This window comes from Kitasatospora indigofera (assembly GCF_014655955.1).
GTDB classification, from domain to species: Bacteria; Actinomycetota; Actinomycetes; order Streptomycetales; family Streptomycetaceae; genus Kitasatospora; species Kitasatospora indigofera.
The window spans coordinates 1-13,676 of sequence record NZ_BNBO01000005.1; the positions used below are offsets into that span (position 1 = coordinate 1).

Annotated in this window: 9 protein-coding genes, 1 tRNA gene and 3 pseudogenes; 8 read left to right on the plus strand and 5 right to left on the minus strand. The window is 73.7% G+C overall.

Annotated elements, in window-relative coordinates; genetic code table 11:
- The 3 genes and pseudogenes from IE329_RS06655 to IE329_RS06665 form a co-directional block, all read left to right on the plus strand.
- Positions 1-368: pseudogene (locus tag IE329_RS06655) on the plus strand (DNA repair protein RadA); the annotation flags it as partial.
- Between the two features lie 108 nt (positions 369-476).
- Positions 477-668, plus strand: coding sequence for a helix-turn-helix domain-containing protein (locus IE329_RS06660; protein ID WP_190209891.1), 192 nt, complete (start codon positions 477-479; stop codon positions 666-668).
- The gene (locus tag IE329_RS06665) at positions 668-1,810 is read left to right on the plus strand and encodes a tyrosine-type recombinase/integrase (protein ID WP_190209892.1); all 1,143 of its coding nucleotides are present in this window, start codon (positions 668-670) and stop codon (positions 1,808-1,810) included. The genes IE329_RS06660 and IE329_RS06665 overlap by 1 nt, the downstream gene beginning before the upstream one ends.
- A 69-nt stretch (positions 1,811-1,879) precedes the next feature.
- Here IE329_RS06665 and IE329_RS06670 read toward each other — a convergent pair.
- Positions 1,880-1,954: transfer RNA gene (locus tag IE329_RS06670), tRNA-Val, on the minus strand.
- 284 nt (positions 1,955-2,238) lie between these two features.
- On the opposite strand from IE329_RS06670, the gene IE329_RS06675 reads away from it, so the two are divergent.
- From IE329_RS06675 to IE329_RS06685, 3 genes are all read left to right on the plus strand, one after another.
- Entirely contained in the window at positions 2,239-3,615 is a 1,377-nt protein-coding gene (locus IE329_RS06675; protein ID WP_190209893.1) for a coiled-coil domain-containing protein, read from the plus strand.
- Between the two features lie 129 nt (positions 3,616-3,744).
- Positions 3,745-4,227 (plus strand): DUF4442 domain-containing protein, encoded by a 483-nt coding sequence (locus IE329_RS06680; protein ID WP_229927229.1) that lies wholly within the window; start codon positions 3,745-3,747, stop codon positions 4,225-4,227.
- Between the two features lie 21 nt (positions 4,228-4,248).
- Positions 4,249-4,476: an FmdB family zinc ribbon protein gene (locus IE329_RS06685; RefSeq protein WP_073927543.1), complete on the plus strand. Its 228-nt coding sequence runs from the start codon at positions 4,249-4,251 to the stop codon at positions 4,474-4,476.
- 110 nt (positions 4,477-4,586) lie between these two features.
- Here IE329_RS06685 and IE329_RS06690 read toward each other — a convergent pair whose 3' ends face one another.
- The 3 genes and pseudogenes from IE329_RS06690 to IE329_RS06700 form a co-directional block, all read right to left on the minus strand.
- Positions 4,587-5,456, minus strand: a complete 870-nt coding sequence (locus IE329_RS06690; RefSeq protein WP_190209894.1) for an HAD family hydrolase — start codon at positions 5,454-5,456, stop codon at positions 4,587-4,589.
- Positions 5,457-5,462: 6 nt separating this feature from the next.
- Positions 5,463-8,134 (minus strand): annotated as a pseudogene (locus IE329_RS06695) (phosphoribosyltransferase).
- A gap of 451 nt (positions 8,135-8,585) precedes the next feature.
- Positions 8,586-9,752, minus strand: coding sequence for an HpcH/HpaI aldolase/citrate lyase family protein (locus tag IE329_RS06700; protein ID WP_190209895.1), 1,167 nt, complete (start codon positions 9,750-9,752; stop codon positions 8,586-8,588).
- Positions 9,753-10,188: 436 nt separating this feature from the next.
- Between IE329_RS06700 and IE329_RS42000 the strand changes: the two are divergent.
- Positions 10,189-11,218: pseudogene (locus IE329_RS42000) on the plus strand (TerD family protein).
- Between the two features lie 76 nt (positions 11,219-11,294).
- Here the strand turns inward: IE329_RS42000 and IE329_RS06710 are convergent.
- Entirely contained in the window at positions 11,295-12,038 is a 744-nt protein-coding gene (locus IE329_RS06710; protein WP_190209896.1) for a TerD family protein, read from the minus strand.
- Positions 12,039-12,382: 344 nt separating this feature from the next.
- On the opposite strand from IE329_RS06710, the gene IE329_RS06715 reads away from it, so the two are divergent.
- Positions 12,383-13,534, plus strand: coding sequence for a DUF2637 domain-containing protein (locus IE329_RS06715; protein WP_190209897.1), 1,152 nt, complete (start codon positions 12,383-12,385; stop codon positions 13,532-13,534).
- Positions 13,535-13,676 lie beyond the last annotated feature (142 nt).

The window sequence follows — 13,676 nt, forward strand, 5'->3', positions numbered from 1 at the left end:
ACGGCCTCGCCGGCGCCGCCGACGCCACCCTCGTCCTCAAACGCGCACGCGGCAAGGCCGACGGCGTCCTGCACATCACCGGCCGCGACGTCGACGAAGCCGAACACGCCCTCGCCTTCCAGCCCGACACCGGCAGCTGGCTCCTCCTGAACGGCCCCGCCAGCGACCACACCATCGGCGACACCCGCGCCACCATCCTCGCCTATGTGCGCACGCACCCCGGCAGCAAGCCGCTGGACATCTCCGACGCCACCGGCCTGGACCGCGAGAACACTCGCCGCACCTGCTCCCGAATGGCCGCCGACGGACAGCTCAACGCAAACCACGGCAGCTACACCGCGCCGCTAGGACAGCCCGACCACCCCTGACGTGTCCCAGCTGTCCCACTGTCCCAGCACCCACCCGGACCAGCCCCGATTCCTGGGACAGCCCTGGGACACACCCACCGGCAGTCCACCTCAACCCGAGGAGACCGAATGGCCACCGCCATTCCCGAGGCCCTGACCGTCCCCGAGGTCATGGCCGCCCTTCGCATGAGCCGCAGCAAGGTCTACGACCTCATCCGCTCCAAGAGCCTCGCCAGCTTCACCGAGGGCCGCTCCCGGCGCATCGCCGTCGACAGCCTGGCCGACTACATCCGCAACAAGACCGAGGAGAACTGCCACTGATGGCCCGTAAGAACCCGAACGGCGCCGGGAGTATCTGGCAGCGCAAGGACGGCCGGTACGAGGGGCGGGTGTACGTCCCGCAGCCAGACGGCACCCGCAAGCGCAAGACCGTCTACGGCGACACCTGGGAGGAGTGCGACACCAAGCGGCAGGAATTGGTGAAGCGCGACCGGACGGGCATCCCGACCCCGACGCGCTCGCAGAAGCTCTCCGAGTGGCTCCCCTACTGGCTGGAGGACTTCATCCGGCCGCAGCGCAAGAAGACGACCTACGCCAAGTACGAGACCCACGTTAGGCGCTACCTGATCCCGGCCATCGGGACCAAGCGCCTGGAGTCCCTGAGCGTCGCCGACGTTCGCCGGCTGGTCGGTGCCGTGACGCGCCAGGCGTCCGCCGCCACGGCGAAGGAGTCCCACCGGGTGCTGCGCACGGCCCTGGCGGCCGCCTGCCGCGAGGAACTGATCAGCCGGAACGTGGCCGCCCTGGTCCCGGCTCCCCGCGTGGAGGTGCGCGAGATGAAGACGTGGACGCTCGACCAGACGGCCGCCTTCCTGGAGGCCGCCCGGCCGGACCCGCTGTACACCGCGTTCGTGCTCGCCATCACGCTGGGACTGCGGCGCGGCGAGATCCTAGGACTGCGCTGGAGCGACATCGACCTGGACCGCCGTGCCCTGACGGTTCGCAACCAGCTCCAGCGGGTGCAGAAGGAGCTCTATGCCGACAGCACGAAGAACCGCCGCACCCGTGTGATCCCGCTGCCAACCATGTGCATCGCGCCGCTTCGCTGGCGCCGGCTCCAGCAGGCCGAGCAGCGCAACGCGGCCGGGAAGGAGTGGGAGGAGACTGGGTACGTGTTCACCACGCGGAGCGGTCGGCCGGTCGAGCCCCGGAACCTCAGCCGTTCCTTCGAGCGGCTCGGCGCCGACGCCGGTCTGCCGCGCATCCGCCTGCACGACACCCGGCACGGCTGCGCCACGATCCTGTTCGCCGCCGGCGTCGCCCCGCGGGTGGTGATGGAGATCCTGGGGCACTCGCAGATCGCGGTCACCATGAACGTCTACACGCACGTCTCGGAGGACACCCGGCGGGAGGCTCTGGGGCACATGGACCGGCTGCTGAAGAGGCGCCGCAAGACCGGCTGACATTCAGCCGTTGCCGTCAGTCAGTGCAGTCAAATGCCCCGTAGCGTGATCGCTGCGGGGCATTTTGGCTGGTGGGCGCGGACGGTTTCGAACCGCCGACATCTGCTTTGTAAGAGCAGCGCTCTACCACTGAGCTACGCGCCCCCCGTCGCGGCCCGTGGGGCACGACGAAAGGCAAGAGTACCTGGTCCGGGGGACCCTCCGGTGCACATGGCCGAGGAGTGGGACAGGGGTGCAACAGGAAGGGAAGGGGAAGCGGCAGCCAGGGCGGCAGCAGGTGCGGCGGGGCCGGGCGGGACGGGTGCGTGGCTGTGGTGGGAGGGGTGCCGGTCGGCGGGGGTGATCGGGAAGAATGGGTGGTGGATCAGCTGCCGGGACGGCCTTCGGGCGGACGGGCAGGACGGGACGGCTAGGCAGGGAGCTCGGACGTGGGAGTGGCCGGCGGGAGCGGGCGGGGGCGGCTCGGGGGCGCGGCGGTCGAGGCGCTGGTGTTGCCGCTGGTGGTGGCGGGGATGGTGGGGGCTGCCGGGGCGGCGGCCTTCGGTGGTGCGGGGGGTGGCCGGGGCGGCTGGTGGCGGCGCAACGACACGTTGCGGGCCGATGCCCGGGCGGCCCGGGACGCCGCGCAGCAGGCGTTCTACGAGTTGGACTCGGCCCAGCGGGACGTGCAGCTGGCGGTGGAGACGGTGCGGGCGGCCGAGGACAGTGCGGCGGCGCGCCAGGTGCTGGCCGACTTCCAGCAGGTCTCGGGGCGGGTGGACCAGGTCAGTGTGAACTACCTGGCGGCGCTCGACGCGTACGACCTGGACGCCGAGGAGCTCGAATCGGGCGCGGCCACGCAGGCGCGGCGCCGGCTGGAGGACGTGAAGGGGCAGCTCGGGTCGGCGCAGGCGGAGCTGGACGGGTTCCTGCAGCGGCTGCAGCCGCTGCTGCAGCAGGCGGAGTCGCAGCTGATGCGGGTGACGCCGGCCGTCGAGAAGGCGAAGCGTTCGCTGCTGGCGGCGACCACCGCGCTGGAGGCGGTCCGCGGGGCCGGGCTGAAGGCGGACGACCTCGCGGCGCAGCTGGCCGAGCTGGCACCGGAGCTGACCCGGCTGAACGAGGGGGCCTCGAAGCACGGGGTCGCGCCGACGCTGAAGCGGGCCGACGACGTGGCGCGCCGGGCGGAGGCGGTCGCGGAGCACGCGCAGCGGCTGCCGGAGCGGGCCCAGGAGATCGACCGCCGGGTGGCGAGTCTGCGGACCCGGATCCAGGCGCTGGAGACGAAGGCGGGGACGGTCGAGCCGGCGTTGAGCGAGCTGCGCCGCCGGTTCAGCAGTGCCTGCTGGCAGGACCTGCAGCGGGTGCCGGTGCAGGTGGCCGAGGCGGTGCGGGCCGCGCGGGAGAAGCTGGCCGAGGCCGCGCGGGCCCGGGACGAGCAGCGCTGGCCGGACGCCACGGGCGCGATCGGTACCGTCCGGGCGCTGCTGACCACGGCGGACGACTCGGTGGCCGCGGTCAACGAACGGCTCAGGCGGCTGAACGAGGTGGAGCACGACCCGCACCGCGAGATCGAGCGGACCCGGTTCGCCCTGCGGGACGCCCAGCGGCTGGCGATGGCCGGACGGCAGGCGCCGGACCCCCGGCACGCGGGCCCGCTGGACGCTGCGGTGGCGCGGCTCGACCGGGCGGTCGCGGAGCTGGAGGCGGCCGGGCGGCACCCCGACTACTGGCACTTCCTGGGCGAACTGGCCGAGGTCCGGGAGACGGCAGCCAAGGTGGTGGAGCTGATCCGCGGTGACCTGGGCGCGGCCGGCCACCACTGACCGCGGCCCGGGGACGGCGGGCAGCAACCGGACCCGGTACCGGTGTCGATGCCGGACCCACGACCGGCCCCACCACCGGACCCGACAGTGGCATTACTCGCCAGTAACTTAATCGGCTAGAGTCCTCCCATGGCACGTAAGCGCACCATGACCGCCGCGACCTTCCGGCGTGGGATCAACCTCTGGCCGCCCTTCCTCTTCGCCGGCATCCGGGTGCTGGCGGTCTCGGACGACTTCCGCTCCGCGAAGGTCCGGCTCCGGCTCGGACGGCTGAACCGCAACTACGTCGGCACGCACTTCGGCGGGTCCATCTTCGCGATGACCGATCCGTTCTGGATGCTGCTGGTCATGCAGAACCTCGGCCGCGACTACCTGGTCTGGGACGCCGCCGCCGAGATCAGCTTCGTGTCGCCGGGGCGCGGCGACATCTTCGCCGAGTTCACGCTGACCGACGACCGGCTCGCCGAGATCCGCGAGCTGACCCAGGACGGCAAGAAGGCGCTGGTCTGGTTCGACACCGAGGTGCTGGCGGCGGACGGCTCGGTCGTCGCACGGGTGCGCAAGCAGGTGTACGTCCGGCAGAAGCGCGACCAGGGCGTGCCTACCGGCTGATCCGCTGGGTACCCTGCGGACATGCCTCGTTATGACTTCCGCTGCCGTTCCTGCGGCGCCACCTTCGAGCTCCGCCGCGCGATGGCCCAGGCCAACGACCCGGCCGTGTGCCCGCAGGGACACCCCGACACCGTCAAGCTGCTCTCCACCGTCGCCGTGACCGGTGTGGGCGGCGGTGCCTCGGCCGCCCCGCAGCAGGCCCCCTCCGGCGGAGGCGGCGGCTGCTGCGGTGGCGGCTGCTGCGGCTGACCCGGGAGTCGCCGCGGAGCGAAGCACCGACGGACGGCGCCCGCCCATCAGGAGCAGGCGCCCACCAGGAGCCGGCGACGCCCGCCCTCCCGGACCGGCGACGCCCGCCCCTACCTGGCCGGCGCGGTCCGCGCGGCCCCCGGGCGGGCGCCGGCCCGGACCCGGTCCAGGATCTGGCGGACGATCTCCTCGCCCGCCGCGACACCGACCTGGGTGAGGGCGGTGACGCCCGGCGCCGTCCAGTCGGAGTCGGCGAGTTCGCCGTGGCCGGGGCGCCAGCCCGCGTCGGCGGCCAGCAGCAGCTCGGCGTCGAGCAGGGAGTCGCCGGCCGAGAGGACGGTGGCCCCGCCGAGCCGGCGTTCGACCTCGGCCAGGGCCTCGCTCTTGCTGAGCGGGGCGGGCACGGCGTAGACCTTGCGGCCCTGGAGGGAGACCGTCCAGCCGCGCTCGGTGCACCAGGCGGTGAGTTCGTCGAGCCAGCCGGCCGGCAGCTCGGCGCGCTCGACCACCAGGTAGGCGAAGAGGTCCTCGGCGACCCGCCGCTTGTGGGTCCACTCCGGGTCGGCCGCCAGGGCCAGGTGCTCGACCACCTCCCGCAGCGGGGCGGAGGCGGCCTCCAGCCGGGTGCGGACCTCGGCCTGCCAGTCCTGGTCCGGCACGCCGTTGACCAGGATCTGGCCGCCGTTGGTGCAGATCGCGTACTGCGGGACCCAGCCGGGCGTCGGGCCGGGCAGGTTGACCCGCTCGTACTGGGTGCGGGTGCGCGTCGTGGCGGGCACGAAGACGGCCTCGCCGACGAGCTCGACCAGCAGCTCGGCGGCCTGCTCGGTCATGAAGGAGAGCGCCTTGCCGTCGTGCACCTCGACGGAGAGCAGGCGGGGCGCCAGCCGGTCGGGGACGTCCAGGGCGAGGGCGCGGTTGGAGTAGATCAGGGTGCGGTCGAGGTCGCTCGCCACCAGGAACTGCCGGTCGGTACTCATCAGGCGTCAGGCCTCCTTCGTCAGCACGGCGGTGCCGGCTTCGCCGACGGCGCCCCGGCTGTAGCGGGGGTGGATCAGGCCGACGCAGGAGTAGGGCAGGTCGTCGACCTCCTCCACGGGTACCCCGCGCTGGGCCGCCAGCAGTCGTACGTGGTCGAGGTCTGCGCCGGCGCCGCGCCGGGCGAGCACCCGCCAGGGCACCCGGCGGAGCATCACCCGGGTGGTCTCGCCGACACCGGGCTTGACCAGGTTGACGTTGTCGATGCCGTACTCGGCACTGATCCGCTCGACGGCGGCCCAGCCCTCCCAGCCGGGGGTGCGGTCCTCCTCCGCCAGCCGCGCGGCGGCCGCGAGGGCCTCCTCGCGGACGGCCTCGAAGTGGTCGGCGACGGTCTCCAGGAAGGAGTTGGAGACGTCGGCGCCGGCCAGGTCGGCGTAGTGCTTGGCACCGTGGAAGTCGTCCGGGCCGATCAGGTCGGCGCGCAGCACGGTGCGTGAGATCAGGCCGGAGACCGTGGAGTTGAGGCAGGCGGACGGGATCAGGAAGTCGTCCCGGGTGCCGTAGGTGCGCACGCAGCCGCCCGGGTCGGCGAGGACGGCGAGCTCGGGGTTGAAGTCGGTGCCCACGAGGGCCTCGGCGAGTTCGCGGGTGATCGCGCCCTTGCCGGTCCAGCCGTCCACGAAGACCACGTCGGCGGCGTTGTGGTGGGCGGCCAGGTAGCGCAGGGCGACCTGGTCGATGCCGCGGCCGCGGACGATCGAGACCGCGTAGTGCGGGGTGTCGATCTCGTGCGCGAAGGCCAGCCAGCGGCGGATCAGGATGCCGACCGGGGTGCCGGCCCGGGCGAGCGAGGCGAGCACCAGGCCGCGGCCGCGCTCGCGCAGCAGGGTCTCGGCGACGGTGCCGACGGCCAGTGCGATCCGCCGGGCGGAGGTGCGCAGGGCCTGGTGGAACAGCTCCTGGTACTCGGGGCTGGGCTGGTACTCGACGGGCAGGGACTCCGCGTAGTGCGCGCCGCCGCTCTGCACGGCCTCCTCGCGCTCCTCGGTGGGGGCCTCCAGCGGGACGTCGGAGAGGTCGGTGAGCAGCCAGGTGACATCGGCGGCGGCGTAGGAGGAGAACTCCGGGCCGTACAGCGGGCGCGGTGTGGTCGCGGTGCTGGGGGGCAGCGTGGTCATGTTCGCCTTCGGTCTGGTGCGCGGCTGATGGTCGGGCTCGGGCTGATGGTCGGACGCGTGCGTACGGGGGTCCCGGTCCATCAGGCGGCCGGGGGAGGTACGGGGACGGACGGGGCGGCGGTGCCCGGTCCGTCGGACGGACGGCGGGCGGGGGCGGCGGCGCCCGGCCGGTAGGACGGCAGGACGGCGAGCACGACGTGGTCGGTGACCTGCCGCAGCTGGCGCAGCAGCGCGCGCTCCCCCTGATGCAGGGCGGGGGTGTCGCCGTGGTCGTCGACGACCAGGACGATCGCCTCGAAGCGGCGGCGGGGGTCGCTGCCGGGGGCCACGTTGTAGGCGTAGCGCTCGTCGGAGCCCTCGTCGGCCGGGTCGTCGTGGGCGGGGAAGGCCAGCCTGGTGCGGATCGCGTAGCCGGGGTCGTCGACGGCGAGGACCGGGGAGCGGGTGGTGGTGGAGAACCGGACGCTCTCCTCGCCGAGCACGCCGGCGAGTCCGCCGGCCAGGCGCAGCGGGGCGTACATCAGCTCCTCGAAGCCGAGGACGAGCACGCGCGGGGCGGCGGCGAGGCCGGGGTCCGGGGTGGCGGGCCCGGCGACCAGGCCGCGGAGCAGCTGCTTGGTCAGCTCGGGCAGCGCGCTGTCGAGGGCGGCCCGGTGCTCGGGGGTGAATCCGTGCCGGCCGCCGTCGGGCAGACCGGCGGGCCAGCCGAGGTCGACCCGGGTGACGGGGGCGGGCGGGCCGTCGGGCAGCGGGGCGGGGGGCTCGGCGCGGTCGATCAGCGCCTGGGCGCGCGGCATGACGTCCGCGGGCAGCCGGACGCCGCCGCTGACGGTGGCGACCAGGTCGAGGCGGGCGCCGAGGTCGGCGGCGGCCTCGGCGAGCCGGGAGCGGTCCGCCTCGCCGCGCAGGTCGACCAGGGAGACCACCACGTAGTGGGCGCGCGGGTGGCCGGCGTGCAGGGCGCGGATGGTGTTGAGGACGGTGTTGCCGGTGGAGAACTCGTCGTCGACCAGCACCAGCGGCCCGTCGCCGGTCAGCAGGGCGGGGTCGGCGGGGAGCAGCAGGTGCGAGGTGGCGTGCGAGTGCTCCTCCTCGAAGCCGCCGACCGGGGTGACGCCCTCGACCGGCCGCCGGGTGGAGTGCAGGTAGGGCGCGCCGAGGGCGTCGGCGACGCTGTGGCCGAGGCCGGTGGCGGTCTCGGCGTAGCCGAGCACGACGGCCTGCCGGGAGGCGTCCTCGCCGAGGAGCTCGCGGACCCGGCGGCCGAGGTCGAGCCCGGCGCCGTGGACGACGCCGGGGCGCTGCGGGACGTGCTTGCCGAGCACGTTGGAGACCAGCAGGTGGGCGCGCTTCTTGTTCTCACGCAGGGCGAGTCCGACGAACTCGGGCAGCCGCTCCGATCCGGTCAGGCCGATGCCGAGCCGGTCGGTGACCCAGCGGCCCGTCCACGGCGCCGTCGCGGCGGTGGTGGGGCCGGTGGGGGCGTCCTGTGCTGTCACTGCTCCTGCTTTCGTGCTCGTTCACATGCGTTCGGGGCGTACGTGCGGGTCCGGCTCCCCGCGGGCCGGTCCGGGTGCTTGTCGGGCGGGCGGCTCGACGGGCGTACCGCTGGTCGGGGTGCTGCTGGTCGGGTGGTGCGTCGCGGGCGTGCGGCTCGTCGGGCGTGGTGCGTCTCAGGCGTGCATATCAGGCGGAGGTGTCAGGCATGCGTACGGCGGTGTACGCGCGCCTGGCGTGCACGCCGGGCGCGCGCCTGCCGTCGCTGCCCCGGGGCACCGGCCCGGCCGGTCCCGGTACCCGGCCCGACGGCCGGGCCGGGGCCGAAAGCCCAGCGTACGGGGGTGCGGGCGGCCGGGGCTGCGGCCGCCCGGCCCGCGGACGGACTGCCAGGCCCGCGCCGGGGCCGCCCGGAGCGCCGTCCGGTGCGCCGAGCGCCCCCGGGTGCGCGGGTCAGAGACAGGCGGCCAGCAGTTCGGCGAAGCTGACGTCCTCCCGGGCCACGCCGAACACCTCGGCGCGCAGCAGCACGCGCTCCGCCCAGGCCCGGTGCGGCTTCGCCTCGTTCATCTTGTTGGTGTACGCCGAGCGCAGCACCCCGCCGCCGCCGCGCTCCTGGTCGAGGATGTCGCGGGCGTCCGAGAACTCCTCGTGGGTCACCACCGAGAGGGCGTGCACGGCCGGGACGTGGCTGGGGTGGATGCAGGTCTTGCCGAGCAGTCCGTTGGCGCGGTCGAGTTCGATCTCGCGGATCAGCCCGTCCAGGTCGTGCTCGATGATCCGCTGGCGGACGGCCTCGCCGGGAGGGTCGGTGGCGGCGAACGGGGTGCGGCGCAGCTGGGGCTTGAACATCCGCTCCTGGACGGGGAAGTACTCCCAGACCGGCCCGGTGACGGTGAAGCCGCTGCCGTCCGCGCGGCCGAGCACGTTGACCACGTCGCCGATGACGGCGGCGACCAGGGCGACGTCGTAGGCGGTCAGGTCGGGCGAGCGGCGCAGGCCGTACGCGGAGCAGAGGTCGGTGACGCCGAGACGGACGGCGAGGATCCGGTCGCGGTGCTTGGAGAGCAGCCGGGAGATGCCGAACAGCTGCTCGCGGCGGGTCTCCAGGTGGGCGAGTTCGGGGGATTCGAGCACCGGCATGGCGAACAGCCGGTGGCCGCTGCTCTCCTCGGCGGCCGCGAGGGCCTCCAGGAAGTCGTTGCCGCTCTCCTCGGTGAACTTGGGCAGGACGAAGCCGGAGAGCAGGCCGACGGCGGGGCCGAGCCGGCGGGCGAGATCGGTGATCTGACCGGCGGCGCGCACCCTGATGAAGAGAAGGGGAAGGTCCTGTGTGCGAGACGTGTGCAATTCGCTGAGCCGGGCGACCAGATTGGCCTCGGCGGCCGGCACCTCGTGGTCCGCTATCGCGTCCTCCAGGCAGAGCACCATGGAGACGACACCCCGCGCGGCCTGCTTGCGGACGTCCGCCCCCAGGGTCTCCCGGGTCGCCGGACAGTACAGGGTGGCACCCAGCGCGGTGGAGAGCACGCCCGCCTCGCTGTCCCGGTCGAAGCCCCCGGGCTGTTCGAGGAAGAGGCGTTCGCGTACGTCGTCGGCGAGGTGGCCGAAGTGGCGCAAGGTGCTCTCCTCAGGGGGGTGCGGCTCGCCGGGCGGCGGGGCTGGGGGTGGATCGGGCATGGTCACGGCGGTGGTGGCACTGGGGTGGGTCCTGCTCGGCGGTGGTGCGCCGACACGTCGACAACCGGTCGGCCGGGTGCCGTGGTTCCCGGTTCGGGGTCACGTCCGGCGGGCGGACGGTACGGGAGGGCGCCCGCGTGCCGCGCGCCGTTGCGCGTACGAGGGGCCGGCGGCCTTGCTGAGCTGCTGAAACCCCCCGGGGCCCCAGGCCGCCCATCGTACGGACCGTTGCGTCCCAATGCTCCGTCGAAACATCGAATTCTCGGAAGGTTACCGTCCACTTCACAAAGCGCAAGCAGTCGGCAAAGGCCTGCACGCTTCGGCCACCTTCGGCCACGTTGTCCGAATGGGTGGCGAAGGGGCAGGATGGTCCGCTATGACGCACGTGATGGCAAAGGGCGCCAACGTCGCGCTGCCGGTGGCCGCGGTCCGCGCCGTGCTGCGCTGGAACGCCGTACCCGGATCGCCGGACGTGGACGCCTCGGCGCTGCTGCTCGGCGCCGACGGCCGGGTCCGGTCGGACGCGGACTTCGTCTTCTACAACCAGCCCCGGCACCCCTCCGGCCTGGTGCGCCACCTGCCCAAGCACCGGACGGGCCAGGACGGCGAGGTCGCCGACACCATCGAGGTCGAGCTCGGCAAGCTGCCGGCGGACGTCGACCGGGTGGTGCTGGCCGGCTCCGCCGAGGGCGGCTCGTTCCGCGCGGTGGTCCGGCTGCGGGTGCTGCTGTTCGACGCCGCGGCGGGCGAGGGCGCCCCCGGCGCTGGCCGAGTTCGCGGTGACGGACGCCGAGGAGGTGACCGCCCTGCTGGCCGCCGAGATCTACCGGCGGGACGGCGGCTGGAAGTTCCGCGCGGTCGGGCAGGGCTACGCCTCCGGCCTGATCGGGCTGGCCACCGACTTCGGCATCACCGTCGAGGACGAGCCGGAGACCACCGCGCCGGCCCCGCGGCAGCCCGCCGGCGACCCCGCCCGGGACCCGCGCAACACGCCGCGCCCGGATCCCCGCTCGGAGCCCCGCTCCGAGCCCGGTACGTACACCCTGGCGCCCGCCACGCCCCCGGCGGTGCCCCCGCCGCCGGTCGCACCGCCCACCGCACCGCCGGTGGCGCCGCCGGCCCCGCAGCAGCACCCGCAGCCCGCCTGGGGGTCGCACCAGCCGCAGCCCCAGCCGGGCTGGGGCGCGCCGCGGCCGGAGGCCGGCGGGTACCCGCCGGCCCCGCAGCAGCCCTACCCGCAACCCGGCTACGGCTACCCGCACCCGGGCGCCCAGCAGCCGGCCCAGCAGTCCGGCTACGGCTACCCGCAGGCCCCGGCGGCTCCCCCGCCGCCGGTCCCGCAGCAGCCCGCGCCGCAGGAGGCCTTCGCGCTGCCCCCGCAGGGCCCGCAGTTCCAGCCGCGCTGACCGGCCCGGCCGCCGGAGCCGGACGGCGGGGCCGCGCCGGGCGGCCGCCGTCCGGGCCCGGCGGCGGGCCCGGCGGTCACTCCGCCGTCCCCGAGGGCGTCTTGTAGCCGCGCTGCCACTGCATGCCGAAGCCGTACAGCCGGTCGATGTCCGACTGGAACCCGTTCACGTACCGGACCTCGCGGCGCACCGTCAGCTGCCCGTCCCCGGTGTTCTCGATCAGCACCACCGCGCAGGAGCGCGCGGCGGGCGCCCGCTCCTCAAGCTTGATCTCGATCCGCGGGCCGGTCTGCGGCACGATGGTCACCACCGCGTCGGTCTGGCCGAAGGCCGGGGTGCCGTCGTAGATGTACACGAAGATCAGCAGCCGCTTGAACTGGTCCTTCTTCTCCAGGTTGATGTACATCGTCTCGCCGGAGGGCGCTCCGTACACGTCGTCACCGCTGAGCTTGACGTACGGCGGCTTCTGCAGGTCCCCGAAGAGCTTGCCCAGCGGCTGCACCACACCCCGCTTGCCGTCGCTCAGTTCGTACATGCAGGCCAGGTCGAGGTCGACGTTGACGTCCGGCCGCTGGTACGAGTCGGGCTCCATCGGGCTGAGGATCCGCGGGCTGAACCAGCGCCGTAAGGTCTCGCCCGCCGAGGCTCCGGGAGCCGACGCCCGGGTCCTCCAGTGCAGGTTGACGTACAGGTTGCCGGTGGTGGCCGCGGCGCCGGTGAGGGCGTGCTGCGGCTTCGCCTTGGTGAGGGTCACCTTGTGCTGTCCACCGGGGTCGAGGGTGTTGCGCTCGCCCCTCAGGTACTCCCAAACCGAGGCCATCCAGTCCTCCCCCAGGTCCGCCAGTCGATCTGACGGTTCATGATCCGGCATCCGTCGACCGGGCGGCCACCGTGCGTACCGACACCCCTACCCAAGTCGGCGCCCGAGGCACCGTCAAGCGCCCCCCGCGTGCCGGATGGCGAGCAGAAGACGGCTCCCGTACGATGCCGCCCCCTGGGACGCGATATCGTCTAGCCGCACAGGTGTCCCGTCCGCATCACGGGGGCACCCCAGGTGCGCCCGCGGCCGGCAACGACGCACCGTCAGGCCCACCGTTCACCGCGGTACCTGATCTCCGTGCCGCACACAGACCATTCCTGCGGAAAGCCGAGGCCCGACCCGCAATGAACCTCTCGTCCATACAACTGGTGTGGGCCGTCGTCGGCGGCGCAGCACTGGTGTTCACCGCCGTCCTGGTGGCGACCCTCCGCTTCAGGAACAACAAGAGCGAGGACTCCGGCGACTCCTGGGAGCGCACCGAGGAACGCCGTCGCCGCAAGGAGATGATCTACGGGATCGCCTCCTACGTCCTGCTGTTCTGCTGTGCCGGTGTCGCCGCCGCGCTGTCGTTCCACGGCCTGGTCGGCTTCGGCACGGAGAACCTGGGCCTCTCCGGCGGCTGGGAGTACCTCGTCCCGTTCGGCCTGGACGGCGCGGCGATGTTCTGCTCCGTGCTCGCCGTCCGTGAGGCCAGCCACGGCGACGCCGCGCTCGGCTCCCGCCTGCTGGTCTGGGTGTTCGCCGTGGCGTCCGCCTGGTTCAACTGGGTGCACGCCCCGCGCGGCGGTGCCCACGACGGCGCCCCGCAGTTCTTCTCCGGCATGTCGATCTCGGCCGCGATCCTCTTCGACCGCGCGCTGAAGCAGACCCGCAAGGCCGCCCTGCGCGAGCAGGGCCTGGTGCCCCGCCCGCTGCCGCAGATCCGGATCGTCCGCTGGATCCGCGCCCCCCGCGAGACCTACGCGGCCTGGTCGCTCATGCTGCTGGAGAACGTCCGCAGCCTGGACGAGGCCGTGGACGAGGTCCGCGAGGAGCGCCAGTCGAAGATGGACGCCAAGGTGCGCGCCCGCAGTGCCGACCGGCGCGAACGGGCCGAGCTGAAGGCCATCTCCCGCCAGGGCGGGATGCTCGGCCGGGCCCGCGGCGGCCGCCAGGTACCTGCCCTGACCGCTGCCGGGGACGGCCAGAGCGCTTCGGAGCCTGCGCTAGCCGGTGAACCGGACGCCCGCACCGGCAGCGCCTCCACGGCCCTGGAACCCACCCCCAGGAGCGCGCTGGAGCCGGGCCGGCGTCCGCGTGCGGCGGTCGAGTCCTCGTACTCGTCCTCGTACTCCTCCTCGTCGCCCTACGCCTCTTCCTCCTCCTCGTCGTCGCCCTACTCCTCCTCGTACTCGTCCCCCTCGGTGGACCTGACGGCGGACGACGACACCCTGTCGATGCCCAAGCTCGACTCGCTGGAGCGCAAGCTGCGCGCCATCGAGCAGCAGCTCGGCTGACGACCGGCGCAGCACGGCGAAACGGCCGCTCCCCGCACGTGCGGGGAGCGGCCGTTTCGCTGTGCTGCTGCGGCCGGTCCGCGGTGGTGCCGCGGACCTTTCACTGCCGGACGCGGGCCGGGGGAACGACTCGACCGGCCGG